Origin of the sequence: Pseudomonas sputi, assembly GCF_021603585.1 — a bacterium.
Taxonomy (GTDB): Bacteria; Pseudomonadota; Gammaproteobacteria; order Pseudomonadales; family Pseudomonadaceae; genus Aquipseudomonas; species Aquipseudomonas sputi.
On sequence record NZ_BQHI01000002.1, the window covers coordinates 194,495 to 219,677 of the forward strand.

Sequence of the window (25,183 nt, forward strand, 5' to 3'; positions counted from 1 at the left end):
GGCGCTGCAGGTGGCGACAACCTGTGGCCACAAGCGAAGTGTTTTTGCGTAAAATGCCCGCCTTTCGTCACACCTCACGGATTTCGCGTCATGGGCACTCTTACGGTCAACCAGAACAAACTGCAAAAGCGCCTGCGCCGCCTGGCCGGCGAAGCCGTCACCGACTTCAACATGATCGAAGACGGCGACAAGGTCATGGTCTGCCTGTCCGGGGGCAAGGACAGCTACACCATGCTCGACGTGCTGATGCACCTGCAGAAGGTTGCACCGATCAAGTTCGAGATCGTCGCCGTGAACATGGACCAGAAGCAGCCGGGTTTCCCCGAGCACGTGCTGCCGGCCTACCTGAAAGAACTGGGCATCGAGTACCACATCGTCGAGAAGGACACCTACTCGGTGGTCAAGGAGCTGATCCCGGAAGGCAAGACCACCTGCTCGCTGTGCTCGCGCCTGCGTCGCGGCACGCTGTACACCTTCGCCGACGAAATCGGCGCGACCAAAATGGCCCTCGGTCATCATCGCGACGACATCGTCGAGACGTTCTTCCTCAACATGTTCTTCAACGGCAGCCTCAAGGCCATGCCGCCGAAGCTGCGCGCCGACGACGGGCGTAACGTGGTGATCCGTCCGCTGGCCTACTGCAACGAGAAAGACATCCAGGCTTACTCGGACTTCAAGCAGTTCCCGATCATCCCGTGCAACCTCTGCGGTTCCCAGGAAAACCTGCAGCGTCAGGTGGTCAAGGAAATGCTCCAGGACTGGGAGCGCAAGACCCCGGGGCGTACCGAAAGCATTTTCCGCAGCCTGCAGAACGTGATTCCTTCGCAACTGGCCGACCGCAATCTGTTTGACTTCACCAGCCTGAAGATCGACGAGACGGCGGCTTCGCGATTCGTCAATGTGGTGAACCTGTAAGCGATCCGATCGCTCGAAAGAAACGGCGCTCGCGGGCGCCGTTTTCAATTCATTTTTTAGGAGAGGGCATGCGCGACTACAAGTGGCTGCACGAATACTGTCTGAACCGCTTCGGTTCGGCGGCTGAACTGGAAGCCCATCTGCCCGTTCCCAAGACCCCGGCGCAACTGCGCAAGATCAGCGACGACCGTTACCTCTCGACCATGGCTCTGCGGGTGTTTCGTGCCGGACTCAAGCACAGTCTGGTGGACGCCAAGTGGCCGGCTTTCGAGGAAGTGTTTTTCAAGTTCGACCCGGAAAAAGTCGTACTGATGAGCGCCGAACACCTTGAGCGGCTGATGCAGGATGCGCGGATCATCCGCCACCTGGGCAAACTCAAAAGCGTGCCGCGCAATGCGCAGTTCATTCTGGACGTCGAGAAGGAGAAGGGCAGTTTCGGCGCGTTGCTCGCTGACTGGCCGGTGACCGACATCGTCGGCCTGTGGACCTACCTGAAAAAGCACGGCCACCAATTGGGTGGGCTGTCGGCGCCAAGGTTCCTGCGGATGGTCGGCAAGGACACCTTTGTGCCGAGCTACGACGTGGTCGCGGCACTGAATGCGCAGAAGATCGTCGACAAGGTGCCGAGCAGTCTTCGGGATCTGGCGACGGTGCAGAACGCGTTCAACCAGTGGCATGAAGAGAGCGATGGGCGGCCGATGAGCCAGATCTCGATGATGCTGGCGTACACCGTCAACCATTGAGAAGTACTGCACTTGATCGTTCCCACGCTCTGCGTGGGAACGATCTTGGCGTTGGAGCGCTGTCAGGTGACGGAAATCTCGCCTTCGCCGGCCAGTTTGCGGTTCAGCTGATACCGCCAGCGCACATACAGCAACGCCGAGCAGAACACTGCCAGACTGGCGATCATCTCCAGTACGCCAAACAGCTGCCGGCTCGGGTCGTACGCCGCCAGTGCGCCCTTGATGAAATACAGGTTCACCACAAAGCACATCCACGAATGCCCGCGTGCGCTGCCCATGATCATCCCCGGTGCCATGACCAGCCAAGGAATCAGTTCGATCAGCAGAATCACCCACGGCCGCGCGCCATGCAGGTCGGCGAACACCAGGTAATACGCGGCGAGCAATCCGGCCAGGCCGAAAAAGCACAGCAGACTGATCACTCGCATCGCCCGCACCCGTGGCTCCAGCCACTCGACCGCGGGCAGGACTTTCGGCTTTCTGGCCATCTCAGCTCCCCAGTTTCCGGGCCGTCTTGGCCAGGCGCGCACCGAGGGCGCGGCACAGCGCCACTTCGTGCTGATCGAGACCGCTCTTGCCGTCGGCCCCGGCGTGATGGCTGGCGCCGTACGGCGTGCCGCCGCCCTGGGTTTCCAGCAGCGCCGACTCGCTGTAGGGCAGGCCGGTGATCAGCATGCCGTGGTGCAGCAGCGGCAGCATCATCGACAGCAGCGTGGTTTCCTGACCGCCGTGCAGGCTGGCGGTAGAGGTGAACACCCCGGCCGGCTTGCCGACCAGCGCGCCGGTCAGCCACAGGTTGCTGGTGCCATCGAGGAAGTACTTGAGCGGCGCGGCCATGTTGCCGAAACGGGTCGGGCTGCCGAGGGCGAGGCCGGCGCAGTTCTTCAGATCATCCAAAGTGGCGTACAGCGCGCCTTCATCCGGAATGTCCGGCGCAACCGCTTCGCACTCGGTGGAGATCGCCGGCACGGTGCGCAGGCGCGCTTCGAGTCCGGCCTGTTCGACGCCACGGGCGATCTGCCGGGCCATCTCGTTGGTCGAACCGCTGCGGCTGTAATACAGAACCAGAATGTACGGCGCACTCACGGCAGCAGCTCCAGGATCTGCTCCGGTGGACGGCCGACAATGGCTTTGTCGCCGGCTTCGAGAATCGGACGCTCCATCAACTTCGGGTGCGCCGCGATGGCGTCGATCAATTGTTGCTCGGTGAGACTGGCATCGGCCAGGTTCAGGGTCTTGTACTCGTCTTCGCCGGTGCGCAGCAGTTGCCGTGCGCTGATTCCCAGCTTGCCGAGCAAGGCCTTGATCTGCGCGGCGTCCAGCGGTGTTTCGAGGTAGCGCACCACGTTCGGCGTCAGGCCACGGGCTTCGAGCAGTTCGAGCGCACCGCGGGATTTCGAGCAGCGCGGGTTGTGATAAAGCGTCAGATCGGTCATGGGCGGGTCGCTTCTTGCGTAGAGTGGCGGCTATTCTAACTGTGCAGCGCGCAATCCAGAACCTTGAGAGGCGAAGGGTCGCAGGCGCATTCAATTTTTCACAAGGAACACGACATGACACGGGCACTGGCAGCGGCATTGACGATCATCGGGGCGTTGATGCTGGGGGGCTGCGGCAACGACTACGGTATCGACCAGAACGGGCAGAAAGTGGCGTCCGAGCGCCTCGACAAACAATGGGTCGTGCTCAACTACTGGGCTGAATGGTGCGGCCCGTGCCGCACGGAAATCCCGGAACTCAATCACCTGGCCGAAGAGCTCAAGGGCAAGAAGATCGGCGTGTTCGGGGTCAACTTCGACAACGTGCAGGGTGAAGAACTGAAGAGCGCCAGCGAAAAACTGGGCATCAGGTTCACGGTGCTGGCGCAGGATCCGGCGGACCTGTTCGAACTGCCGCGCAGCGAAGCCTTGCCGGTGACCTACATCATCGACAACAAGGGCAAGGTGCGGGAACAGTTGCTGGGCGAGCAGACAGCGGCGGGGGTGATGGCGAAGCTTGAGGCGTTGCAGGCGACCAACTGATTCGTTTTGGCTGATCGTCGCTGATCGTTCCCACGCTCTGCGTGGGAACGATCATTCAGTGCAGCAGGATCAGCCTTCTTCCAGCCACCAGCGCAACGGCTTGCCTTCGGCCGGCCAGAAGCGCATCTGTTCGATCGGCGAGATGTCCCAGCGTTCCACATGCTCCAGGGCCTGGAGGAAGCGTTGCTCCTGCTCCATCAGCGCCGGGGCACAGAGTTTGCGGGTCTTGCCGATCTTGCCGAAGCTCAGCTTGTCGCCATCCAGGGTGTACGGCGCGAACCAGTGGTTGCAGCCGCCATTGCCATACGCCCGTCCATCATCGCCCAGGGTCACGGTCAGGTGGCTGTAGTCCATCAGCGGACGCTCGCCGATCCATTCCAGAATGTAGCTGCGGTTCTGTTGCAGTTGCACAGGCTCGGCGGCGCAACCCATCAGGCCGGCGCCGACAACAGCGGTCAGGGCCAGGTGTTTCATCACGCCGGCTCCTGGCATTTCGGGCACAGGTGCTTGTCGCCGACGGCTTTCCAGCCCAGCTCGGCGATGCGGGCGGTGGCGGCCGGTTTTTCCGCAGGCTTGCCCAGCTTGGCGTCCACGGCGAATTCGAAGCTCAGCGCCTTGGCGCAGCTGTCGCAGTTGACCTGCCAGGTGTGGATCGCCAGTTCACCGAATACCGGGCCGGTGGTCATGGCCGTCCATTGGCCCGGCGGGTTGATCAGGTGGCGGACGGTGTCGACGGTCAGGCGCATGGACAAGTCCTTGCTGCCTTTGAGGGTCACGACCAGCACGTCGCCGATGCGGATCGAGCCACCGTTGCCGGTGACCTGATAACGGCCCGGAACCAGGGCGCGGCATTCGGTGAGGGTGTGTTGCGGGTTCATCAGGGTGTAGCGGAAATCGTGTTCGACCATGGGTCCTCCAAATATGCGCGACATGCTAGCACGGGCTTGATTGCAGAATGATGCGCGCGTGCGACCTTCGATCCGGTTCAAATCGACACCGCAGTCGTGGCAAACTGCCGCCTTCATTTTCAAGGAACGGAACATGGCGCTGATCGAATGTTATGAATGCAAGCGGAGCATCAGCTCCGAAGCGACGGCATGCATTCATTGCGGGGCCCCGCTGGCAGAGGCGCCTGCTTCGCACGCCCAGACGGGCACGTCGACAATTTCCTTTGGCAGCCTGCCGCGCAACAAGGCTGTGCCCGAGGCTTATGTTCCGCCGCCGGCACCCGAGCGGCCGAAGATCATGCCGGCCGCGGCGGGGCGCCGCCGTCGTTCGCAGCCGGTCGAGCCGGTGCTGAACCCGGATGGCTCGCGCCCGGTAGAAGGCTGGCTGAAGATCATGGCGTTTCTGATGCCGCTGGTGTTTGTGTGGTTCCTGCTGCGCAGCGGGCACTCCCTCAAGCAACGTTTACTGGGATTCGGCTGGCTGGCGCTGTTGATCCTGTGCGTGGCGATTACCCCGACACCGCCTCCGGTCTGAGTCCGATCGTTCAGCCCTCGACCTGGTTCTGCGGCGTACCCGCCGCCCAGGTCGCGATGTTGTGCAGGGTGGTTGCGGCAATCGCGTCCAGCGCCTCGTGGGTCAGAAACGCCTGATGCGCGGTGACGATCACATTCGGGAACGTCAGCAGCCGCGCCAGCACGTCGTCCTGTAGCGGCAGGTCGGAACGGTCCTCGAAAAACAGCTGCGCTTCCTCTTCATACACATCCAGTCCCAGATAACCGAGTTGGCCGTCCTTCAGGGCGTCGATCAGCGCCGGCGTGTCCACCAGACCACCACGCCCGGTGTTGATCAGCATTGCCCCCGGTTGCATGTGCGCCAGCGAGTCGCGGTTGATCAGGTGTCTGCTCTGCTCGTTGAGCGGGCAGTGCAGGCTGATGATCCGCGCTTGCGCCAGCAGATCCGGCAGGCTCAGGTAGCGCGCGCCCAAGGCTTCGACGGCGGGATTCGGATGAGGGTCGTAGGCCAGCAGTTCGCAGCCGAAGCCGTGCATGATCTTCGCGAACGTCGCGCCGATCTGCCCGGTGCCGACGATGCCGACCGTTTTGCCTACCAGGTCAAAACCGGTAAGACCATGCAGGCTGAAATCGCCTTCGCGGGTGCGGTTGTAGGCCCGGTGCAGACGGCGGTTGAGGGCGAGGATCAACGCCACCGCATGCTCCGCCACCGCGTGGGGCGAGTAGGCCGGTACACGCACGACGGCCAGCCCGAGGCGTTTGGCAACGGCCAGGTCCACATGGTTGTAGCCGGCCGAACGCAAGGCGATCAGGCGTGTACCGCCGGCGGCCAGACGTTCGAGCACAGGGGCGCTGAGGTCATCGTTGATGAATGCGCAGACCACCTCGTGGTGTTCGGCCAACGCTGCCGTGTCGAGGCTGAGCCGGGCTGGCTGAAAGTGCAGTTCGATCCCGGCCGGGCAGTCGGCGGCGAGGAAACTGTCGCGGTCGTAGGTCTGGCTGCTGAAAACGATCGTGCGCATGAAATCCTCCTGGAGCATCGACGCGGGCGCAAATCACCCGCGACAACTGTAGCCGCGTCGGCGTTGATCGGCATTGCCGTGGATCAGGCGCTGATCTTCGCCTGGGCCGCCAGACGATTGATCGCCCGTTCCAATTCGTCCAGCGCGGTCGAGGCCTTGGGGTCCTGCTGCTTGAGCAGGGTTTCGCTGCGCTGGCAGGCGGCGCGCAATTGCGGCACACCGCAGTAGCGAGTGGCGCCATGCAGGCGGTGCACCCGTTCGAGCAGAGCGTTCTGATCCTGATGGTCGCGGGCGGTGCGGATGGCTTCGCGGTCGGCCTCAAGTGAAGCCAGCAGCATCGCCAGCATGTCCGCCGCCAGATCCGCCTTGCCGGCAGCCAGGCGCAAACCTTCTTCGTGATCGAGAATCGGCAGTTCCTGATGGCCCAGCAGGCTTTCACCGCCACGGTCTGGCGCCTGATTGCGCAGCGCCAGGCCAGTCCACTTCAGCACGACCTGCGCCAGTTGCCGTTCGCTGATCGGCTTGGTCAGGTAATCGTCCATGCCGCTTTGCAGCAGCGCGCGTTTTTCATTGGCCATGGCGTGAGCGGTGAGGGCGACGATCGGCAGCGGCGTGCAATGCCGCTCGCTTTCCCACTGGCGAATGGTTTCGGTGCTCTGGCGTCCGTCCATGCCGGGCATCTGCACATCCATCAGCACCAGATCGAAGCTTTCGCTCTGCACCGCCTTGACCGCGGCGTAACCGCTTTCCACGGCCAGCACCTTGGCGCCCATGTCTTCGAGCAGCGTCTGCACCAGCAACAGGTTGGCCGGGTTGTCGTCCACGCACAGCACTTTCGGCGCACGGCTCGACAACGGTTCGCCCGGTTCGCCCGGTTCGCTGCGCGGCTGGCGTGGATTGACCATGTCCGACAACGCCCGGCGCAGTTTGCGGGTGCAGGCCGGTTTCGATTGCAGCTGGCTGTGGGGGTTGGGCACGGACAAGTGATACAGCGTCAGTTCGGTGGTCGGGCACAATACCAGCACTCGGCAACCGAGGTGCTCAAGGTCCCAGATGTGCTGGTTGAGGCGTTCTGGCGGCATGTCGTTGCTGGTGATGCCGAGCACGGCCAGATCGATGGCCTGATCGGTCTGATGGGCGCCGGTGACCCCATTGGTCAGGCTTTCCAGGGTGTTGAACGGCGTGACGTCGAGGCCGCAGTCTTCCAGTTGATGCTGCAGGGCCTGACGCGCCAGTTCGTGGTTTTCCAGCACCGCCACCCGGCGCCCGAGCAACGGTGCGGCGGGCAGGTCTTCGGCGTCGTCGCGGGTCTTGGGCAGGTTCAGACTGATCCAGAATTCCGAACCTTCGCCCGGCGTGCTGTCGACACCGATTTCGCCGCCCATCTGTTCGATCAGGCGCTTGGAAATCACCAGCCCCAGACCGGTGCCGCCGGGTTGGCGCGACAGCGAATTGTCGGCCTGGCTGAAGGCCTGGAACAACGCGCGCACGTCCTGGTTCGACAGGCCGATGCCGGTGTCTTGAATGCTGATGCGCAACTGCACGCTGTCGTCGTTTTCTTCTTCGAGCATGGCGCGGGCGACGATCGTGCCTTCGCGGGTGAACTTGATCGCGTTGCTCACCAGGTTGGTCAGGATCTGCTTGAGGCGCAGCGGATCGCCGACCAGCGACAACGGTGTGTCGCGGTACACCAGACTCACCAGTTCCAGCTGCTTGGCGTGGGCGGCGGGGGCGAGGATGGTCAGGGTGTCCTGCAGCAGGTCGCGCAGGTTGAACGGAATATGGTCGAGCACCAGTTTTCCGGCCTCGATCTTCGAGAAATCGAGGATCTCGTTGATGATCCCCAGCAGACTGTCGGCGGACTTTTCGATGGTGCCCAGATAGTCGAGCTGGCGCGGGGTCAGTTCGCTTTTCTGCAACAGGTGGGTGAATCCCAGAATGCCGTTGAGCGGCGTGCGGATCTCGTGGCTCATGTTGGCGAGGAATTCGGACTTGATCCGGCTCGCTTCCAGCGCTTCCTTGCGCGCCAGATCCAGTTCGATGTTCTGGATCTCGATGGTTTCCAGGTTCTGGCGCACGTCTTCGGTGGCCTGATCGACGCTGTGCTGCAATTCTTCCCGGGCGTTTTGCAGGGTGCCGGCCATGCGGTTGATGCCGGATGCCAGTTCATCCAGTTCCTGACTGCCCAACGGCGGCAGACGGGTTTCCAGGTGACCGTCCTTGAGCTGCGCGACGGCCTGTTTGATCTGGCTCAGCGGGCGGTTGATCGTGCGGCCCATGCGCAAGGCCAGCAATGCGGCGCCGGCCAGTCCCGCGCCAATCAGCAACAGACTGGCGAACAGGCTCCGATAGCCGCGCAGCAACATGCCGTTGTGCGACAGCTCCAGTTCGACCCAGCCGAGCAGGCGGTCGGACTCTTGCGGGATCAGCTCGCCGGCGAGGTTGCGGTGTTTGCCGAAGACCGGCAGCAGATAGCGGGTGGCGTCGTTGCCGCTGCGTCGCAGCAAGTGCGCGCTGTCGCCGCTCGGCGCCTGATTGAGCATGGTCGGGCCGGCGTGGGCGAGGGGAGAGCGGTCGGGCCCGAGGAAGGTCACGGCGCGCACGTCCGGTTGTTCGAGGGACTGGGTGGCGATGCGCTCGAGCAGTTCGGCATCGCCGTGGCCCATGGCCGGTGCCACCAGCGGGGCCAGTTGCTCGGCAATCATTTCGCCGCGCTGCATCAGTTGGGCTTGCAGGTCGGACTGCTGCGTCCAGGTGAAATACCCGCCCAGCACCAGTGCCATCAGGCTGGTCGGCAACAGGGTCAGCAACAATACGCGACCTTTGATTCCCAGTTTCTTGAGCACGCCTTTCTCCTGCATCCCGCTGATCGTTGACTCACACGTGCGTCCGGCACGCGGTATCGGCGCAGTGTAGCGATTTGCTCAGGGACGTTGTCGGGAAAAATGATGTCGTTGTTCTTCACTTGGGCACCTGTCATCTGTCCGACAGGTCAAGCTTGGGTTGCCGGGCGCCGGGCAATCTTGAATAATCGCCCAACTGAGAATTATTTGCAGATAGTCATGACTCCTGTCTCTATTGGCCAACCCCGCATTCTTTCCATCGAAGACGATCCCGTCCTCGGTGCCTATGTCCATGAACAATTGGGCCGCAGCGGTTTTCAGGTGACCTGGTGCCAGAACGGCAGCGAAGGCCTGAGCATTGCCCGGCGCCAGCCGTTCGATGTGGTGTTGATGGACATTCTGTTGCCGGGGCTCGACGGTCTGAATGTCCTGACCCAACTGCGTCAGAGTCATTCCACCCCGGTGCTGCTGATGTCGGCGCTGGGTGCCGAAGCCGACCGCATCAGCGGATTCCGTCTCGGCGCAGACGACTATCTGCCCAAACCCTTCAGCATGGCCGAGCTACATGTGCGGATCGAGGCGATCCTGCGCCGGGTCGCCCTTGACCGTCGCCCGGCGGCCGTGGTCCCGGTGGTGCCGGTCGGCGGGCTGCGTTTCGACGACGAGCAGTGCGAGGTGTTCTACCGCGATCAGCCCGCCGGCCTGACCCGCAGCGAATACCGCCTGCTGGAAACCCTCAATCGCAACGACGAGGAAGTGCTGAGCAAGGCCTTCCTTTATCAGCACGTTCTGCAGCGCGGATACGCGGCCCATGATCGCAGCCTTGATATGCACATCAGCCAGATCCGCCGCAAACTCAAGTCGGTCGGTTACACCGAGCGCGAAGTGCGCACGGTGTGGGGCAAGGGTTACGTCCTGAGTGCCGTCGATGAAAGTGTCTGACCTGCCGGGCCGGCACTCGCTGTTCTGGAAACTCGCCTGCCTGCTGGTGGCGTTCTGTCTGTTGATGATCTGGCTGAGCTGGTCCTGGGGCTGGTATATGGAACAGCGCAATCAGTTCCTCTCCGATGACGCCCGTCGCACCCTGAGTCGTTATGCCGCCGAGGCGGAGCGCGCCTGGCAGCAAGGCGAGCGCGATGGTATCGATAGCTGGTTGCAGAGCATGGAGCTGCGCGAAGCCGGCTGGGTCGGCGTGATCGGCGGCAATCTGCAGTCGCTGGGCAGTCAGCCATTGAACGCTCAGGAGCTTCAGCGCCTGACCTTCCTGCGAGGCCTTGACTGGCCGATTCACAAAAAGGGCCGGCCGTGGCTGCGGGTACCGTTCCCCGTTGATCCGACCGCGGGCAGCCTGGTCATCGAGTTGCCCGAGCGATTCCTGCCGGGGAAATATCGGGTGTTCTGGCGAGTCATCACCAATGGTGTGATTCCCGGTCTGTTCACCTTGCTGCTGTGCGTCGGCCTGTATCGCCTGCTGGTGGTGCCGCTGAACAATCTGCGCGAGCAGGCCAATGCGTGGCGTGCCGATCAATTGAATGTGCGGTTGTCCAGCGGCATCACCCAGCGCCCCGATGAGCTTGGCGAACTGGCCCGTGCCTTCGACTCGATGTCCGAACGCCTGCAATCCACCGTGGCCCTGCAACAACAGCTGTTGCGCGACCTGTCCCACGAACTGCGCACGCCCCTGAGCCGGTTGCGGGTTGCCAGCGAAAGCGAGCAGCAGTTGCAACCGCTGCGCGAACGTATCGGTCGCGAAATCGACGTGATGCAGCGGCTGGTGGAAGACACCCTGCAACTGGCCTGGCTCGACACCGAACGCGCCCCATTGCCGGACGAAGCGATCCAGATTCAGGCGCTGTGGGAAATGCTCACGGAAAACGCCTGCTACGAAAGCTGCTATCCGGTGGGGCAGTTGCAGTGTGGCGTCGACGCTTCCTGCTGGGTGCGCGGCAATCTCAACACCCTGGCCCAGGCCCTGGAAAACATTCTGCGCAATGCGATTCGACATTCGCCACCGGGCGGCATCGTGCGGCTCGACGGTCGACGGGACGGCGATTACTGGCACCTGTGGCTGGAGGACGAAGGTGGCGGCGTGGCCGAAGCCGATCTTGAGCGGATCTTCTCGCCCTTCATTCGACTCGACGGCTCGCGGCCGGGGGATGGTGGGTTTGGTCTGGGGCTGAGCATCGCGAGGAACGCGGTGCAACGCCAGGGCGGAACATTGTGGGCCGAGAACGGCCCGTCGGGATTGCGCTTGAATCTGCGGTTGGTGGCGGATGACAGTGTTGTCGCTCCCGACGCCATCGCTGGCAAGCCAGCTCCCACAGTTGGCATGAGCCGCCCGCAGATTGTGTGAGCGGCACAGGAAAGTGACAGCACTGCTGACTCTTTTTAAAAAGTCGCACCACTGGCGCGACTTTTACTGCTTATTCCAAGAAACCATAAGCACCACACTTTGCGTGATATGGCCTGCGCAGGTTTGCCGGTATGATAGGCGCCCCCGCAGTCCGGATTGCGAAAAACGCCATGACCTTGCAGTACCCAACCATCGCCGATTGCGTCGGCAACACGCCGCTGGTGCGTTTGCAGCGCCTGCCCGGTGTCACCAGCAACACCCTTTTGCTCAAGCTCGAAGGGAACAACCCGGCGGGTTCGGTCAAGGATCGTCCGGCGCTGTCGATGATCACCCGCGCCGAGTTGCGCGGGCAGATCCACGAAGGCGATACGCTGATCGAAGCAACCTCGGGCAACACCGGGATCGCCCTGGCGATGGCCGCCGCGATCAAGGGTTACAAGATGATCCTGATCATGCCGGACAACTCCAGCGCAGAACGTAAGGCGGCGATGACCGCTTACGGCGCAGAGCTGATTCTGGTCAGCCAGGAAGAGGGCATGGAAGGCGCTCGCGATCTCGCCCAGCGGATGGAAGCCGAAGGCCGTGGCAAGGTGCTGGATCAGTTCGCCAACGGCGACAATCCTGAAGCGCACTACACCACCACCGGCCCGGAAATCTGGCGTCAGACCCAGGGCTCCATCACCCATTTCGTCAGTTCCATGGGCACCACCGGCACCATCATGGGCGTGTCGCGCTACCTCAAGGAGCAGAACGACAACGTGCAGATCATCGGCCTGCAACCGATGGAAGGCTCGGCCATTCCCGGCATCCGCCGCTGGCCGCAGGAGTACCTGCCGAAGATCTATCAGGCCGACCGCGTCGACCGCATCGTCGACATGGCGCAAAGCGAAGCCGAGGATGTCACCCGGCGCCTGGCCCGCGAAGAGGGCATCTTCTGTGGCGTGTCCTCGGGCGGTGCGGTGGCAGCGATGCTGCGCCTGTCCAGAGAAGTTGAAAACGCGGTGATCGTCGCGATCATCTGCGACCGTGGCGACCGTTACCTGTCGACCGGCATTTTCGACGCGCCCCACTGATGGCCAAGCATGAGAGAGGCCTGCGCTTCCAGCCCACCGGCGGCAGCAAGGCCGCGCAAATCCCGACCGGCAAAAAGCAGCGCCTGAGCATCGAGCGCCTGGCCAATGACGGTCGCGGCATCGCGTTTTTTGAAGGCAAAACCTGGTTCGTCCTCGGCGCCCTGGCGGGTGAAGAGGTCGAAGCGCGGGTGCTCGGTGCCCACGGCAAAGTGGTCGAGGCGCGCACCGAGCGCGTGTTCACCGCCAGTCAATTGCGCCGTCCCGCACCTTGCCAGCACGCCGGACGTTGCGGCGGTTGCAGCGTTCAGCATCTGCCCCACAACGAACAGCTTGCCCTGAAACAGCGCATGCTCGCCGAGCAGTTGTCGCGAGTCGCCGGTGCCGAGCCCCAGGAGTGGGCGGCGCCGTTGACCGGTCCCGAATTCGGCTACCGTCGCCGCGCCCGGATCGCCGTGCGCTGGGACAGCAAGGCCAAAAAGCTCGAAGTCGGTTTCCGCGCCGCCGGCAGCCAGGACATCGTCGCGATCAGCGAATGCCCGGTGCTGGTACAGCCCTTGCAACCGATCATGGCCCGTTTGCCGGAGATGCTTCGGCGCTTGAGCAAGCCTCAGGCGCTGGGGCATGTCGAATTGTTCAGTGGCTCGTCACTTGCCGTCCTGCTGCGTCACATGGCGCCGCTGTCCGAGGCCGACCTGACGATCCTCAAGGATTTCTGCGTGTTCCATGAAGCGCAACTCTGGCTGCATGGCGAAGGCGAACCGCAGCCGGTGGATGATGCACAGTCGCTCGGTTACCGCCTGGAACAATGGAATCTGCAACTGGCTTACCGGCCGGGGGATTTCATCCAGGTCAACGCCGGGGTCAACGAGGCCATGGTCGCCCAGGCGCTGGACTGGTTGAAACCGACGAGCGATGAGCGCGTGCTCGACCTGTTCTGCGGCCTGGGCAACTTCGCCCTGCCGCTGGCGAAAGCCGCGCGTGAAGTGGTGGCGGTCGAAGGCGTGCAGACCATGGTCGATCGCGCGGCGGCCAATGCCGCTAGCAACAATTTGCATAACACAAAGTTTTTTCAGGCCGATTTATCCCAGCCTTTGACCGATGCCCAGTGGATCGGAAACGGCTTTTCTGCGGTACTCTTGGACCCACCGCGCGACGGTGCTTTCGAGGTGGTGCGCAAACTGGCGACCCTGGGCGCCAAACGGCTGGTGTACGTGTCGTGCAACCCTGCAACTCTGGCGCGCGATACGGTCGAATTGATCAAGCAGGGCTACCGGTTAAAACGTGCCGGGATTCTCGATATGTTTCCTCAGACGGCACATGTCGAGGCCATGGCGTTATTTGAAGCGAGCCAGGATGGCTCGTCTGATCCGACTGGTCGTCCGTAGCGCTCGCCTTGGCCCCGCGAGCGCGAACGGGCATTGACGGTCAGTGATTTGACGCATTGAATCTGCGTCGTAGGGAAGGTAAAGCAAGATGGTACAGGTGAGAGCACACCAGCCGATCAACACTGACGGCAGTATCAATCTCGAGGCTTGGCTCGATCATGCGGTCAGTGTCGATCTGGCACTGGATCGCGAAGCCTTGAAAGAGGCCTGCGAGTACGCTCGCCAGGCCGAGCAACAGTCCAATGCGGCGAAGAATCTCTGGTCCGAAGGCAGCGGCAGTTTCAGCACCGGCCTCGAGATCGCCGAGATCCTTGCCGACCTCAAGCTCGATCAGGATTCGCTGGTGGCTGCGGTGCTTTACCGTGGCGTACGCGAAGGCCAGATTGAACTCGCAGCGGTCAGCCAGCGCTTCGGCCCGGTGGTCGCCAAGCTGATCGATGGCGTGCTGCGCATGGCGGCGATCAGTGCCAGCCTCAGCCCTCGCCAGTCGATGGTGCTCGGCACTCAGGGCCAGGTGGAAAACCTGCGCAAGATGCTGGTGGCGATGGTCGACGACGTGCGTGTTGCACTGATCAAGCTCGCCGAACGCACCTGCGCGATCCGTGCGGTGAAAACCGCCGACGACGAAAAGCGTAACCGGGTCGCAAGGGAAGTGTTCGACATCTATGCGCCGCTCGCGCATCGACTCGGCATCGGTCATATCAAATGGGAACTGGAGGACTTGTCCTTCCGTTATCTGGAACCCGATCAATACAAACAGATCGCCAAGCTGCTGCACGAGCGGCGGCTCGACCGCGAGCGCTTCATCGCCGACGTGATGACCCAGCTCAAGGACGAATTGCAGGCCACCGGCGTCGAAGCCGACATCAGCGGCCGGGCCAAACACATCTATTCGATCTGGCGCAAAATGCAGCGCAAGGGTCTGGAATTCAGCCAGATCTATGACGTGCGTGCCGTGCGCGTGCTCGTACCGGAAATGCGCGATTGCTACACCGCGCTCGGCATCGTCCACACCCTGTGGCGGCACATCCCGAAAGAGTTCGACGACTACATCGCCAACCCGAAAGAGAACGGCTACCGCTCGCTGCACACGGCGGTAATCGGTCCGGAAGGCAAGGTGCTGGAAGTCCAGATCCGCACCCATTCGATGCACGAAGAGGCCGAACTCGGCGTCTGCGCGCACTGGCGCTACAAGGGCACTGACGTCAAGTCCGGCTCGAACCACTACGAAGAGAAAATCTCCTGGCTGCGTCAGGTCCTCGAGTGGCACGAAGAGCTGGGCGATATCGGTGGCCTGGCCGAACAGCTGCGGGTCGATATCGAGCCGGACCGGGTCTACATCTTCACGCCTGACGGTCACGCCATCGACTTGCCGAAAGGCGCGACGCCGCTGGACTTCGCCTACCGCGTGCACACCGAAATCGGTCACAACTGCCGTGGCGCGAAGATCAACGGGCGCATCGTCCCGCTCAACTACAGCCTGCAGACCGGTGAACAGGTCGAGATCATCACCAGCAAGCACGGCACTCCGAGCCGTGACTGGTTGAACCCGAATCTGGGCTATGTCACCACGTCCCGGGCGCGGGCGAAGATCGTGCACTGGTTCAAGTTGCAGGCGCGCGACCAGAACGTCGCGGCGGGCAAGACCCTGCTCGAGCGCGAACTCAATCGTCTCGGTCTGCCGGCGGTGGATTTCGACAAGCTGGCCGACAAAGCCAACATGAAAACCGCCGAAGACATGTTCGCCGCCCTCGGGGCTGGCGATCTGCGTCTGGCGCAACTGGTCAACCTGGCCCAACAACTGGTCGAGCCGGAACGCGGCAACGAGCAGCTGGAACTGATTCCGCGCAAGGCCACCGGCTACAAGCCGGGCAAGCGCGGCGACATTCAGATCCAGGGCGTCGGCAACCTGATGACCCAGATGGCCGGCTGCTGCCAGCCGTTGCCGGGCGATGCGATCGTCGGTTACATCACCCAGGGCCGTGGCGTGAGCATTCACCGCCAGGACTGCGCCTCGGTGCTGCAACTGGCCGGACGCGAGCCGGAGCGGATCATCCAGGTCAGCTGGGGCCCGGTGCCGGTGCTCACCTATCCGGTGGACATCGTCATCCGCGCCTACGACCGTTCCGGTCTGCTGCGTGACGTCTCGCAGGTGCTGCTCAACGAGCGGATCAACGTGCTGGCGGTCAACACGCGCTCGAACAAGGAGGACAACACTGCGCTGATGTCCCTGACCATCGAGATTCCGGGGCTGGACGCGCTGGGGCGATTGCTGGGGCGGATTTCCCAGTTGCCGAACATCATCGAAACGCGGCGTAACCGGACTCCATGAAACCGACCTACAGCCTTGAAGACCTGCTGCACCTGATGAACCGTCTGCGCGACCCGCAGTACGGTTGCCCGTGGGACATCAAGCAGACTTACGCGACCATCGTCCCGCACACCCTTGAAGAGGCCTACGAAGTCGCCGACGCCATCGAGCGCGGCGATTTCGACCACTTGCAGGGCGAACTGGGCGATCTGCTGTTTCAGGTGGTGTATTACAGCCAGCTGGCGCGGGAGGAGGGGCGGTTCGAATTCGCCGGGGTGGTCGACAGCATCACTCGCAAGTTGATCCGTCGTCATCCGCACGTGTTCCCCACGGGCGATCTGTATGCGCCGCTGGACGTGCCGCGTCTGAGCGAAGAGCAGGTCAAGCAGCGCTGGGAGGAGATCAAGGCCGAAGAACGCGCCGAGAAATCCGCCGAGCCGCAGCAACTGTCGCTGCTCGACGATGTGCCTGCTGCGTTGCCGGCGTTGTCTCGATCGGCCAAGTTGCAGAAGCGCGCAGGGCAGGTCGGTTTCGACTGGCCGGATGCCTTGCCGGTGCTGGACAAGGTCCGTGAAGAGCTCGATGAAGTGCTCGAAGCCATGTCCGAGAATGACCCGCAAGCGGTGGCCGACGAAATCGGCGACCTGCTGTTTTCCGTGGTCAACCTGGCCCGGCATCTGAAGGTCGATCCGGAAACCGCATTGCGTGGCGCCAACGCCAAGTTCGAACGACGTTTCCGTTTTATCGAACAGGCATTGCGCGACACCCATCGACCCATGGAAGATTGCACCCTCGAAGAGTTGGACGCCCTGTGGGGCGAAGCCAAACGCCAGGAAAAGAATTCGCCCAGCTGTGGCTGAGCCGTTGCCCAAGTGAGTAAGCATCAATGAGCCTTTCCCTTCGCGACCAGTTGCTCAAGGCAGGACTGGTCAACCAAAAGCAGGCCAAGCAGGTCAGCAAAGACAAACAGAAACAACAGCGCCTGGCCCACAAAGGCCAGATCGAACTGGATGACTCCCAGCAACGCGCCGCCCAGGAGGCCATGGCCGAGAAGGTCAAGCGCGACCAGGAGCTGAACCGTCAGCAGCAGGAAAAGGCGGAAGCCAAGGCCCGCGCTGCGCAGGTCAAGCAGTTGATCGAGGTCTCGCGGCTGCCGAAGCTGACGACCGAGGATTACTACAACTTCGTCGACGACAAGAAGGTCAAGCGCATCTCGGTCAACACGCTGATGCGCAACAAGCTCAGCAGCGGCTCGCTGGCGATCGTGCACCATGCCGGCGGCTACGAAGTGATTCCTCGTGAGGCGGCCCTGAAGATCCAGGAGCGTGATCCACAGCGCATCGTGCAGCTCAACGAGAAGGTCGAGGAGGTCAATGCCGAGGACGATCCGTACGCGGCCTATGTGATCCCTGATGATCTGATGTGGTAAGCGGGTTTTGCCGGGCTGTGAAGCGGCCCTGAAATGCCCGATAACGACAAACCCCGCACTCATGGCGGGGTTTGTCGTTTTCAATGCTGTGGTTTGGCTTCAGGCGGATTTCCGGTCCCGCTGCTGTTCCTGCAGTTCCAGTTCGGCCTTGTAGTTGTGGGCGTCGATCTCGTTGTGGAACATGCCGACCAGCAAGTCTTGTTGATGCACATCCCAGATCCGTACGCCGGCGGCTACGCCTTCATGGGACATGTGTGAATCGTCGCGTTCAGTTACTTTTACAGTCATCTGCTAGCTCCAAATCTCAAGTTATCTGCAGCAAGGCGTGTGCAGGACTCCGTTATAGAATTTGTTAGTCTGCTAAGTAAACGCCCGATTTGTGCAATGTATTCTTGCGAAATCTGCAACAGCGCTGGAGCCCGCAGAAACCGCGACATTCAGTCGCAGGGCGGTAAGTTGCATGACAAACGTTTCATCTTGGCGCCGCTGAAAATGCTTTTCTCCAGGCGAAAAAAAACGCCCCGAACCAGTCGGGGCGTTTTCATGTGCGGCTTGGCGGAAGGGAATTACTTGCCTTCCCAACGCTTCAGCACGAGGGTGGCATTGGTGCCACCGAAGCCGAAGCTGTTGCTCATCACGGTATTGATGGTGGCGTTCTCGCGGGTCTTGGTCAGCACCGGCAAATCGGCCACTTCAGGGTCCAGTTCGTCGATGTTGGCCGAACCGGCGATGAAGTTGCCTTCCATCATCAGCATGCAGTAGATCGCTTCGTGAACGCCGGCGGCGCCCAGGGAGTGACCCGACAGGCTCTTGGTGGAGCTGATGGCCGGGGCCTTGTCGCCGAACACTTCACGCACACCTTTCATTTCCGCGACGTCGCCGACCGGAGTCGAAGTGCCGTGGGTGTTCAGGTAGTCGATCGGGGTGTCGACGGTGGACAGCGCCTGCTGCATGCAGCGGATGGCGCCTTCGCCGCTTGGAGCCACCATGTCGTAGCCGTCGGACGTCGCGCCGTAGCCAACGATTTCCGCGTAGATCTTCGCACCACGGGCCAGAGCGTGTTCCAGCTCCTCGACCACGACCATGCCGCCACCACCGGCGATGACGAAACCGTCACGGTCGGCGTCGTAGGCGCGGGAGGCTTGTTCCGGGGTGTCGTTGCGCTTGCTGGACAGGGCGCCCATGGCGTCGAACAGGAACGACTGGCTCCAGTGTTCTTCTTCACCGCCGCCGGCGAACACGATGTCCTGCTTGCCCATCTGAATCTGTTCCATGGCGGTACCGATGCAGTGAGCACTGGTGGCGCAGGCAGAAGCGATGGAGTAGTTCAGGCCCTTGATCTTGAACGGGGTGGCCAGGCAAGCCGAAACGGTGCTGCTCATGGTCCGCGTTACACGGTATGGGCCGACGCGCTTGACGCCTTTCTCGCGCAGGATGTCCAGCGCTTCCATCTGGTTCAGGGTCGACGCGCCACCGGAACCTGCGATCAGGCCGGTACGCGGGTTGGACACCTGCTCTTCGGTCAGGCCAGAGTCGGCGATGGCGTCTTTCATGGCCAGGTAGGCGTAAGCCGCTGCGTGGCCGACGAAGCGATAGATCTTGCGATCGATCAGCTCTTCAAGGTTGAGGTCGATGGAGCCGGAAACCTGGCTACGCAGACCCATTTCAGCATATTCCGGGTTGAACCGGATGCCAGGGCGGCTTGCACGCAGGTTAGCGGAGACGGTCTCTTTGTCATTGCCCAGGCACGAAACGATGCCCAGACCAGTGATAACGACGCGGCGCATGCGAATAACCCTTAGAAGTTGTCAGTGGAGGTGAACACGCCGACGCGGAGGCCTTCGGCGGTGTAGATTTCGCGACCGTCGACAGTCACCGAACCGTCGGCGATGGCCAGGTTCAGCTTGCCCTTGAGGACGCGCTTGATATGAATGTTGTAGGTGACTTTCTTGGCGGTCGGCAAGACCTGGCCGAAGAATTTCACTTCGCCCGAACCCAGCGCACGGCCGCGGCCTGGCAGGCCTTGCCAGCCCAGGAAAAAGCCGACCAGTTGCCACATGGCGTCCAGACCCAGGCAGCCCGGCATCACCGGATCGCCTTCGAAGTGGCACGCGAAGAACCACAGGTCAGGGTTGATATCCAGCTCGGCGACCAATTCACCTTTGCCGTACTTGCCGCCTTCTTCGCTGATCAGGGTGATGCGATCCACCATCAGCATGTTCGGGGCGGGCAGTTGCGCGTTACCTGGGCCGAACAGCTCACCGCGACTGCAGCGCAGCAGGTCTTCCCGAGTAAAGGCGTTTTGTTTGGTCATGCGAGCTCCTCAATAATCCCATGCGGCAGGTGGGGCAAATCTTCCCGGCCGATCGACGCGTTCATGCCTCGAACCGGCAGCCTACTCATAGACTATTGCGTTGTGGTGAAAGTCACAGCACCAAGGACATGAATGTACACTTGTGCACTGAAATTTTTAATCAAGCCCCTTTTGAGGCCCGTTCGGGTGCCTAAGACTGCCGCACTTTCGCTTTTCACGCCAGTCGCAGATGCTCGAAAAGGCCTCTCTACTGCACCCAGCGCTGCAGAATCTGCTGCAGGTCATTGCGTTTGAAGGGCTTGGCCAGGTAATCGTTCATGCCCGCCGACAGGCAGTTTTCCCGGTCGCCCTGCAACGCATTGGCGGTCAGGGCAATGATCGGCACCTGGCCGCAGCCGGGCAGGCGGCGGATCTGTCGGGTCGCCTCGTAACCGTCGATGAGCGGCAGGCGACAATCCATCAGGATCGCTTCGAAACGGCTGTCCCCGGCACTGCGCACCGCCTGCACGCCATCGGTGGCGACACTGACGGTAAAGCCGAGGCTGCGCAGCATGGCTTCGATCACGGTCTGGTTGACCGGGTTGTCCTCGACCAGCAACACGTTGCGTCCTTCGCCGTGACTGGCGCCGTTCAGTGTGCGCGGTGCCGCCAGTGCAGGCAGTGCCTGCTTATATAGAGCCAGGGGTATTTCCAGGGTGAACACCGAGCCGCGACCTTCTTCACTCTGGGCGCGCAAGGTGCCGCCCATCCGCTCGGCGAGGGTGCGGGCAATCGGCAGGCCCAGACCGGTGCCGCCATAGCGACGGGAAATCGAGCTGTCAGCCTGCTGGAACGCGTTGAACATCAGCTCCAGGCTCTCTGACGAAATGCCGATGCCGCTGTCACGCACCGCGCAGGTGAACCACAGCAACTCATGATCCAGCGATTGCCACTGCGCCTCGATACTGACGCTCCCCTGTTCGGTGAACTTCAGCGCATTGCCGACCAGGTTGACCAGAATCTGCCGGATCCGTGTCGGATCGCCCTGTACCTGCAAGTCGCGCATGTCTTCGGGAATCCGCAGTTGCAGGGCCAGTCCGCGTTGCGCGGCGCTGTGCTGGAACGACTGGGCGCAGGCGCCGATCAGGTCGGCGAGGTTGAACGGAATGTGCTCCAGCTCGAGTTCCGAACGCTCGATGCGCGAGAAGTCCAGAATGTCGTTGATCACCTTGAGCAAGTGCTCGGTGGACTCGGAAGCCAGCGCCGCGTACTCGACCTGCTCCTCGGTCATGTCGGTGGTTTCCAGCAACTGCAGCATGCCCAGCACGCCGTTCATCGGAGTGCGCAGCTCATGGCTCATCATCGCCAGGAAATCCGATTTGGCATTGTTGGCCTTTTCCGCCTCTTCGCGGGTCTGGATCAGTTGCGCCATCGCCTGATGCTGCTCGCGGCTGGCCTGTTCCAGCGCCTGGGCCAGGTTATTGATGTGCTGGGACAGGGCGCCCAGCTCGGTGTCATCGACAATCGGCAACGGGGTCTTGTAGTCGCCCTCCTGAATCGCCTTGACGGCATTGCCGATGTCGCGAATCGGCTGTGACAGACTGCCAGCCAGTCGCCGCGCCAGCACAAACGTGAAGAGCAGGGCGAACAACGCGAGAATCCCGGCCTTGAGCAAAATCTCCTGTTGCCGCTGACTGAAGGCATCGTTGGACAGGCCGACGATCACCCGCCCCAGATAATCTTCGCTGGACACGCCGGGGCTGCTCTTGCCGTCCTGAAAAAAATCGTTGTGCAAGGCGATGCGTTGCAGCCGCACCGGCGCCTGGAACACTTCGACCTGATGCGGACGATTGTGCGCATCCGCCGGTTGTTCGACGTAAGCGAGAATCCGGTTGGCGCTGTCCTGCACTTCCAGAAACCGCACGTTCGGCGTGGCCAGCGTGGCCTTGAGCAGACTTTCCAGGACTTCGTTGTTGCCGGAAATCACCCCGTATTCGGTGGCCGGTGCAAGCTGGTTGGCGATCAACTGGCCGGTGTGGTTCAGTTCCTGACGCAAATCCTGAATGCGTACGAAGGTGAAAAAGCTGATCAGCAGCAAGGTCAGCAACAGCGCAGGGCCCAGGCTGATCAACTGGGTGCGGGTGTTGATGTCCCAACGGCGGAAAATCATGGGCGGCGCTCTCCTTCGGCCAGCTCTGCGGCAACAGACGCTTCATTGATCGGTTCTATCCCTAAGGAACGAGCCACCTGCGCATTACTTGAGACTTTGAAACGCCCGGGGTAGAGCGTGCGCGGCCAGGTGGCCGGTGGCCGGTCCAGCAGTTCGTCGAGCACAGCCAGCCAATCGTTCTGATCGCTGTAGGCACTGGCCAGACTACCGGCACGGACGAACGCGACATTCGGCCCGACCAGCGCCAGTTGCCGAGAGTAACTGCTGAGCAACAGGTTCTTCGCGGTTTTCGGGTTGTACAGATCGGGGTCGTCGAGGCCCAGCAGCACGTCGCTGGCTTTGAGTACAGTCTGCAAGGGGCGGCTGTCGTGGGTGTTGTCCCAGCGTTGCGGGACGATTTGCAGATTCAGCGGCTGGGCGGCCGATTGAAGCTCCTTGAGCAGGAACTCACTGTGCTGATCGAACAGCACGCCGACTCTCCGGGCCTGGGGCAGAATCCGCCGGATCAATTGCAACTGACGACTCAGCGGCGGATCGGCCCACAGCAGGCTCAAGTGGGACGGTTGCGCGTCGCCGAAGCGTTGTCGGGCCTGCAAGCGGCTGATGCGCAGGACCAACGTCGCCGGGCCCTGGGTTTCCTGCATGCGCCAGTCAAGGCTCGGCAGATCCAGCAGGATCAGGCGCAGACTCGACGGCAACTTGCCCGGCGCCGGCAGGCTGGCCAGCGGCTGGAAATGCACGCGGTCGGTGGGGCGCAGCTCGCTCAGGGCCTGGACGAACGATTGCACCCCGGGGCTTTCTTCGGCGCCAGTCAGAAGAATGTCGGCCGCCTGCACCGCCATGCCATGCAGCCACGCTGTCAGGAACAGACAGAGCCCGGCCAGCCATTGGCCGAGCGTTGGCATCTTCCGTGACATGGCGTAACGCATCTAGAACTCCAGCTCGGCGCTGAAATACACCACGCGGCGTTCGTCGTAATTGTTGTCGACGAAGGTGGTCGGCTCATGGTCGAGGCGTTGTTGCAGCACGCCGGCCAGTTGCAGTTGGGCCTTGCCCAGGGCGATGCGTTTAGCGATCCGCGTGTCGACCCGCTCGAAGCGGTAACCGTTGAGCGCGTTGTCACCGTAATAGAAGAGGGCGCTGTTCCAGCCGTGGCCCCAATCGCGCAGCCAGCCTGCCGAGCCGCTGTTGCGCGCGGTGAATTGCTGATCCAGCGGATTGCTCGCCTCGGCGTCGACGAAGGCATAGGTCAGGCGCAGCCGATCGGCTGTACTCAGGCGCCAATCCAACTGGGTTTCGGTACCGCGAAAGCGCGAATCGTTGGCGTTGCTGGCGATGTACTGATTGTTGCGCAGCGGCTCGCTGATCATCCCGGTGATTTCGTCGTAGAACAGTTTCACGTCCAGCGCCAGGCCCCACTCCGGGAAGTAGCCGTTGTAGCCCAGTTCCCGCGAGCGCATGTGTTCCTGGTCGAGATCGCCGGGGCCCCGGGTCTTGACGAAGTAGCGGGCCGAAGACTGGCCATAGGCGGCGGGCCGCAGGTTGGTCACCTGATAACTCCAGTTGACGTTGTTCTCGAACATGTCCGGCGAACGGATGGCTTCCGAATACACCGCGCGCAGGCTGTGGCGCGGGTTGAACAGGTAGTTGACCGCAAACCGCGGCGTCAGCGAGCTGCCGATCAATTGCGTGTCTTCGAACATGGCGCCGCCCTGCAACAGCCAGTGTTCGCTGGCGCGCCATTCCAGCTGGCCGAAGGCGCGCCAGGTGGTGTCGTCCAGCGTGCCGTTGAAATAGGTCTCGGAATCGGCCCGGTCGTAACGATAGTTCAGGCCGCTGACCAGACGCAGGCTATCGGACAGGCTGAGGGTGTCCTGCAATTCCAGGTCGTAGCGCGATTCCCGGGCACTCTGGTCGATGTCGCCGCACAGTGTCTGGCGCGCGCCGTTGCGCCACTGATCCAGCACCTGATTGGCCAGGGTCATTTCCTGCGGCGTACCGGCGGGGGCGCCGGGGCCGGTGAACAAAGTCATGTTGCGGGCCAGGCGTTCGGTGTAGTTCGGGTTGAGTTGCCACAGCTCGGTCAATTGCGGGCTGAACGACACTTCGGCGTCGCAGGCGCGCCAGGTCTGCTGGCGATCCCAGTGTTGCGCCGAGCCTTGCACGTAAAGGCTGTGATCGGGATTGAGGTCCAGATTCCAGCGCACCGAACCGGCGTAGTCCTTGGCAACCACGTCGGAATTGTTCCCGGCAGCGGTAATCCCGGAGAACACCGGTCGGTAGGTGTAAGGCCGTTGATTGGTCCCGTCCTTGGCGTTGACCTGCCAGTCCAGACTCTGGTTGTCGCTCAGGGTCTGGCTGACCGCGAGGCTGAAGCGGTTCAGGCGGCGGTTGTCGCGGTAATCGGCGCCGGTACGGTCACTGTCGAAGCCGTCGTCTTCCTGGCCAGACAGCGACAGACGCAGGTCGCCGCCATTCCAGCCGGTGCTCTGGCTGGCATAGAAGTCGTTGATGCCGCGCTGGCCGCGCGTCAGCTTCAGTCGTGTGCCGTGGCTGTCCGCCGGGTTGCGGGTGATGATGTTGACCACTGCCATCAGCGCGTTGGCGCCGTAGCTGACGGTGTTCGGCCCGCGAAAGACTTCGATGCGCTCGATGTCTTCCATGGCCACCGGGATGTCGCTCCAGTCCACGGTCGCCAGACCGGCGCGGTACACCGAGCGGCCGTCGATCAATACCTGCATGCGCCGGGCTTCGCTGGCGTTGGTCCCGTGGTAGTTCACCGCCGCCTGATTGCCGCTGATGTTGCCGACCATCATCCCCGGCACCAGGCGCAGCAGTTCACTGATGTCCCGGGCACCGCTGGCGGCAATCAGTTCGCTGTCGAGCACGGTCATGCTGCCCGGGACTTCCGCCGGTGACTGTTTCAGGCGAGTGGCGGTCAGGATCTGCGGCAAGGCCTCACTGTCGACGAACAGGTCGTCCGCCAGCAGCATCGGGCTGAACAGCAGCGCCAGCAGCAGGGACGAACGCGGGGAAGGGGGGCCAGAAAACACGACGCAGCCTTGATAGCAAAGAATTGGCGCGCATGTTAACCGAGGTCGACGACTTTTCCAGTCACGTTGCAGGCATTTTCCTCGGTTTTATTGGTCTTCTTCCTACAAGTGCGGG

Annotated in this window: 24 protein-coding genes; 11 read left to right on the plus strand and 13 right to left on the minus strand. The window is 62.2% G+C overall.

Annotation, left to right across the window (positions count from 1 at the left end):
• The first annotated feature begins 90 nt into the window (after positions 1-90).
• Both ttcA and L6D81_RS03455 read left to right on the plus strand, forming a co-directional pair.
• The gene (gene ttcA, locus L6D81_RS03450) at positions 91-915 is read left to right on the plus strand and encodes a tRNA 2-thiocytidine(32) synthetase TtcA (protein WP_011335493.1); all 825 of its coding nucleotides are present in this window, start codon (positions 91-93) and stop codon (positions 913-915) included.
• A gap of 68 nt (positions 916-983) precedes the next feature.
• Positions 984-1,658 (plus strand): DNA-3-methyladenine glycosylase I, encoded by a 675-nt coding sequence (locus L6D81_RS03455; protein WP_236177904.1) that lies wholly within the window; start codon positions 984-986, stop codon positions 1,656-1,658.
• A 62-nt stretch (positions 1,659-1,720) separates the two neighbouring features.
• On the opposite strand, the gene L6D81_RS03460 is transcribed toward L6D81_RS03455, so the two are convergent.
• Genes L6D81_RS03460 through arsC form a run of 3 tightly spaced genes read right to left on the minus strand, consistent with a single transcriptional unit; the run spans position 1,721 to position 3,094 of the window.
• Positions 1,721-2,146: a DUF2069 domain-containing protein gene (locus L6D81_RS03460; RefSeq protein WP_236177905.1), complete on the minus strand. Its 426-nt coding sequence runs from the start codon at positions 2,144-2,146 to the stop codon at positions 1,721-1,723.
• Between the two features lies 1 nt (position 2,147).
• Entirely contained in the window at positions 2,148-2,744 is a 597-nt protein-coding gene (gene wrbA, locus L6D81_RS03465) for an NAD(P)H:quinone oxidoreductase (protein ID WP_236177906.1), read from the minus strand.
• A complete protein-coding gene (gene arsC / locus L6D81_RS03470) occupies positions 2,741-3,094 on the minus strand; it encodes an arsenate reductase (glutaredoxin) (RefSeq protein WP_236177907.1) in 354 nt (117 codons plus the stop codon). Before arsC ends, wrbA begins: the two co-directional genes overlap by 4 nt.
• A 114-nt stretch (positions 3,095-3,208) precedes the next feature.
• Here arsC and L6D81_RS03475 point away from each other — a divergent pair, with 114 nt between their 5' ends.
• Positions 3,209-3,676 (plus strand): TlpA disulfide reductase family protein, encoded by a 468-nt coding sequence (locus tag L6D81_RS03475; RefSeq protein WP_236177908.1) that lies wholly within the window; start codon positions 3,209-3,211, stop codon positions 3,674-3,676.
• A gap of 69 nt (positions 3,677-3,745) precedes the next feature.
• On the opposite strand, the gene L6D81_RS03480 is transcribed toward L6D81_RS03475, so the two are convergent.
• Both L6D81_RS03480 and L6D81_RS03485 read right to left on the minus strand, forming a co-directional pair.
• Positions 3,746-4,150: an META domain-containing protein gene (locus tag L6D81_RS03480; RefSeq protein ID WP_236177909.1), complete on the minus strand. Its 405-nt coding sequence runs from the start codon at positions 4,148-4,150 to the stop codon at positions 3,746-3,748.
• Positions 4,150-4,584, minus strand: a complete 435-nt coding sequence (locus L6D81_RS03485) for a hypothetical protein (protein ID WP_236177910.1) — start codon at positions 4,582-4,584, stop codon at positions 4,150-4,152. Before L6D81_RS03485 ends, L6D81_RS03480 begins: the two co-directional genes overlap by 1 nt.
• Positions 4,585-4,717: 133 nt before the next feature.
• Here L6D81_RS03485 and L6D81_RS03490 point away from each other — a divergent pair, with 133 nt between their 5' ends.
• A complete protein-coding gene (locus L6D81_RS03490; protein WP_236177911.1) occupies positions 4,718-5,158 on the plus strand; it encodes a hypothetical protein in 441 nt (146 codons plus the stop codon).
• 10 nt (positions 5,159-5,168) lie between these two features.
• Here the strand turns inward: L6D81_RS03490 and L6D81_RS03495 are convergent, their stop codons facing one another.
• Together L6D81_RS03495 and L6D81_RS03500 are read right to left on the minus strand one after the other, a co-directional pair.
• The gene (locus L6D81_RS03495) at positions 5,169-6,158 is read right to left on the minus strand and encodes a 2-hydroxyacid dehydrogenase (protein WP_236177912.1); all 990 of its coding nucleotides are present in this window, start codon (positions 6,156-6,158) and stop codon (positions 5,169-5,171) included.
• 83 nt (positions 6,159-6,241) lie between these two features.
• Positions 6,242-9,004 carry a response regulator gene (locus L6D81_RS03500; protein ID WP_236177913.1) on the minus strand — a complete coding sequence of 921 codons (2,763 nt, stop codon included), beginning with the start codon at positions 9,002-9,004 and terminating at the stop codon, positions 6,242-6,244.
• A gap of 216 nt (positions 9,005-9,220) precedes the next feature.
• Here L6D81_RS03500 and L6D81_RS03505 point away from each other — a divergent pair, with 216 nt between their 5' ends.
• The 7 genes from L6D81_RS03505 to L6D81_RS03535 all read left to right on the plus strand — a co-directional run bounded on the left by L6D81_RS03505 (position 9,221) and on the right by L6D81_RS03535 (position 17,552).
• Positions 9,221-9,943, plus strand: a complete 723-nt coding sequence (locus tag L6D81_RS03505) for a response regulator transcription factor (RefSeq protein ID WP_236177914.1) — start codon at positions 9,221-9,223, stop codon at positions 9,941-9,943.
• On the plus strand, positions 9,930-11,354 hold the full coding sequence (locus L6D81_RS03510; RefSeq protein WP_236177915.1) for a HAMP domain-containing sensor histidine kinase: 1,425 nt from the start codon (positions 9,930-9,932) through the stop codon (positions 11,352-11,354). The genes L6D81_RS03505 and L6D81_RS03510 overlap by 14 nt, the downstream gene beginning before the upstream one ends.
• Before the next feature lie 170 nt (positions 11,355-11,524).
• Positions 11,525-12,427 carry a cysteine synthase CysM gene (cysM, locus tag L6D81_RS03515; protein ID WP_236178106.1) on the plus strand — a complete coding sequence of 301 codons (903 nt, stop codon included), beginning with the start codon at positions 11,525-11,527 and terminating at the stop codon, positions 12,425-12,427.
• Positions 12,427-13,812, plus strand: coding sequence for a 23S rRNA (uracil(1939)-C(5))-methyltransferase RlmD (rlmD, locus tag L6D81_RS03520; RefSeq protein ID WP_236177916.1), 1,386 nt, complete (start codon positions 12,427-12,429; stop codon positions 13,810-13,812). The genes cysM and rlmD overlap by 1 nt, the downstream gene beginning before the upstream one ends.
• A gap of 88 nt (positions 13,813-13,900) precedes the next feature.
• Positions 13,901-16,144: a GTP diphosphokinase gene (gene relA, locus L6D81_RS03525; protein WP_007957789.1), complete on the plus strand. Its 2,244-nt coding sequence runs from the start codon at positions 13,901-13,903 to the stop codon at positions 16,142-16,144.
• Positions 16,141-16,983 carry a nucleoside triphosphate pyrophosphohydrolase gene (gene mazG, locus L6D81_RS03530; RefSeq protein ID WP_236177917.1) on the plus strand — a complete coding sequence of 281 codons (843 nt, stop codon included), beginning with the start codon at positions 16,141-16,143 and terminating at the stop codon, positions 16,981-16,983. Before relA ends, mazG begins: the two co-directional genes overlap by 4 nt.
• Before the next feature lie 26 nt (positions 16,984-17,009).
• Entirely contained in the window at positions 17,010-17,552 is a 543-nt protein-coding gene (locus tag L6D81_RS03535) for a DUF2058 domain-containing protein (RefSeq protein WP_011335479.1), read from the plus strand.
• A gap of 99 nt (positions 17,553-17,651) precedes the next feature.
• Here L6D81_RS03535 and L6D81_RS03540 read toward each other — a convergent pair whose 3' ends face one another.
• The 6 genes from L6D81_RS03540 to L6D81_RS03565 all read right to left on the minus strand — a co-directional run bounded on the left by L6D81_RS03540 (position 17,652) and on the right by L6D81_RS03565 (position 25,008).
• A complete protein-coding gene (locus L6D81_RS03540) occupies positions 17,652-17,840 on the minus strand; it encodes a hypothetical protein (protein WP_039772867.1) in 189 nt (62 codons plus the stop codon).
• A 278-nt stretch (positions 17,841-18,118) separates the two neighbouring features.
• Positions 18,119-19,339, minus strand: a complete 1,221-nt coding sequence (gene fabB, locus L6D81_RS03545; RefSeq protein ID WP_007957797.1) for a beta-ketoacyl-ACP synthase I — start codon at positions 19,337-19,339, stop codon at positions 18,119-18,121.
• A gap of 11 nt (positions 19,340-19,350) precedes the next feature.
• Positions 19,351-19,866 (minus strand): 3-hydroxyacyl-[acyl-carrier-protein] dehydratase FabA, encoded by a 516-nt coding sequence (fabA, locus tag L6D81_RS03550; RefSeq protein WP_003227150.1) that lies wholly within the window; start codon positions 19,864-19,866, stop codon positions 19,351-19,353.
• A 247-nt stretch (positions 19,867-20,113) separates the two neighbouring features.
• Entirely contained in the window at positions 20,114-22,015 is a 1,902-nt protein-coding gene (locus tag L6D81_RS03555) for an ATP-binding protein (protein ID WP_236177918.1), read from the minus strand.
• Positions 22,012-22,944 carry an ABC transporter substrate-binding protein gene (locus L6D81_RS03560; RefSeq protein ID WP_236177919.1) on the minus strand — a complete coding sequence of 311 codons (933 nt, stop codon included), beginning with the start codon at positions 22,942-22,944 and terminating at the stop codon, positions 22,012-22,014. The genes L6D81_RS03555 and L6D81_RS03560 overlap by 4 nt, the downstream gene beginning before the upstream one ends.
• Positions 22,945-25,008: a TonB-dependent receptor plug domain-containing protein gene (locus L6D81_RS03565; RefSeq protein ID WP_373874286.1), complete on the minus strand. Its 2,064-nt coding sequence runs from the start codon at positions 25,006-25,008 to the stop codon at positions 22,945-22,947.
• Between the last annotated feature and the right edge of the window lie 175 nt (positions 25,009-25,183).

What these genes read in the sequence shown, in the direction of transcription:
- cysM (WP_236178106.1), top strand. Translation starts at nt 11,525, where the DNA reads ATGACCTTGCAGTACCCAACCATCGCCGATTGCGTCGGCAACACGCCG.
- L6D81_RS03455 (WP_236177904.1), top strand. Translation starts at nt 984, where the DNA reads ATGCGCGACTACAAGTGGCTGCACGAATACTGTCTGAACCGCTTCGGT.
- L6D81_RS03495 (WP_236177912.1), bottom strand. Translation starts at nt 6,158, where the DNA reads ATGCGCACGATCGTTTTCAGCAGCCAGACCTACGACCGCGACAGTTTC.
- L6D81_RS03535 (WP_011335479.1), top strand. Translation starts at nt 17,010, where the DNA reads ATGAGCCTTTCCCTTCGCGACCAGTTGCTCAAGGCAGGACTGGTCAAC.
- fabB (WP_007957797.1), bottom strand. Translation starts at nt 19,339, where the DNA reads ATGCGCCGCGTCGTTATCACTGGTCTGGGCATCGTTTCGTGCCTGGGC.
- L6D81_RS03540 (WP_039772867.1), bottom strand. Translation starts at nt 17,840, where the DNA reads ATGACTGTAAAAGTAACTGAACGCGACGATTCACACATGTCCCATGAA.
- L6D81_RS03460 (WP_236177905.1), bottom strand. Translation starts at nt 2,146, where the DNA reads ATGGCCAGAAAGCCGAAAGTCCTGCCCGCGGTCGAGTGGCTGGAGCCA.
- L6D81_RS03490 (WP_236177911.1), top strand. Translation starts at nt 4,718, where the DNA reads ATGGCGCTGATCGAATGTTATGAATGCAAGCGGAGCATCAGCTCCGAA.
- L6D81_RS03505 (WP_236177914.1), top strand. Translation starts at nt 9,221, where the DNA reads ATGACTCCTGTCTCTATTGGCCAACCCCGCATTCTTTCCATCGAAGAC.
- L6D81_RS03485 (WP_236177910.1), bottom strand. Translation starts at nt 4,584, where the DNA reads ATGGTCGAACACGATTTCCGCTACACCCTGATGAACCCGCAACACACC.
- mazG (WP_236177917.1), top strand. Translation starts at nt 16,141, where the DNA reads ATGAAACCGACCTACAGCCTTGAAGACCTGCTGCACCTGATGAACCGT.
- relA (WP_007957789.1), top strand. Translation starts at nt 13,901, where the DNA reads ATGGTACAGGTGAGAGCACACCAGCCGATCAACACTGACGGCAGTATC.
- L6D81_RS03475 (WP_236177908.1), top strand. Translation starts at nt 3,209, where the DNA reads ATGACACGGGCACTGGCAGCGGCATTGACGATCATCGGGGCGTTGATG.
- L6D81_RS03565 (WP_373874286.1), bottom strand. Translation starts at nt 25,008, where the DNA reads ATGCTGCTGGCGGACGACCTGTTCGTCGACAGTGAGGCCTTGCCGCAG.
- ttcA (WP_011335493.1), top strand. Translation starts at nt 91, where the DNA reads ATGGGCACTCTTACGGTCAACCAGAACAAACTGCAAAAGCGCCTGCGC.
- fabA (WP_003227150.1), bottom strand. Translation starts at nt 19,866, where the DNA reads ATGACCAAACAAAACGCCTTTACTCGGGAAGACCTGCTGCGCTGCAGT.
- L6D81_RS03560 (WP_236177919.1), bottom strand. Translation starts at nt 22,944, where the DNA reads ATGCGTTACGCCATGTCACGGAAGATGCCAACGCTCGGCCAATGGCTG.
- L6D81_RS03555 (WP_236177918.1), bottom strand. Translation starts at nt 22,015, where the DNA reads ATGATTTTCCGCCGTTGGGACATCAACACCCGCACCCAGTTGATCAGC.
- L6D81_RS03480 (WP_236177909.1), bottom strand. Translation starts at nt 4,150, where the DNA reads ATGAAACACCTGGCCCTGACCGCTGTTGTCGGCGCCGGCCTGATGGGT.
- rlmD (WP_236177916.1), top strand. Translation starts at nt 12,427, where the DNA reads ATGGCCAAGCATGAGAGAGGCCTGCGCTTCCAGCCCACCGGCGGCAGC.
- arsC (WP_236177907.1), bottom strand. Translation starts at nt 3,094, where the DNA reads ATGACCGATCTGACGCTTTATCACAACCCGCGCTGCTCGAAATCCCGC.
- L6D81_RS03510 (WP_236177915.1), top strand. Translation starts at nt 9,930, where the DNA reads ATGAAAGTGTCTGACCTGCCGGGCCGGCACTCGCTGTTCTGGAAACTC.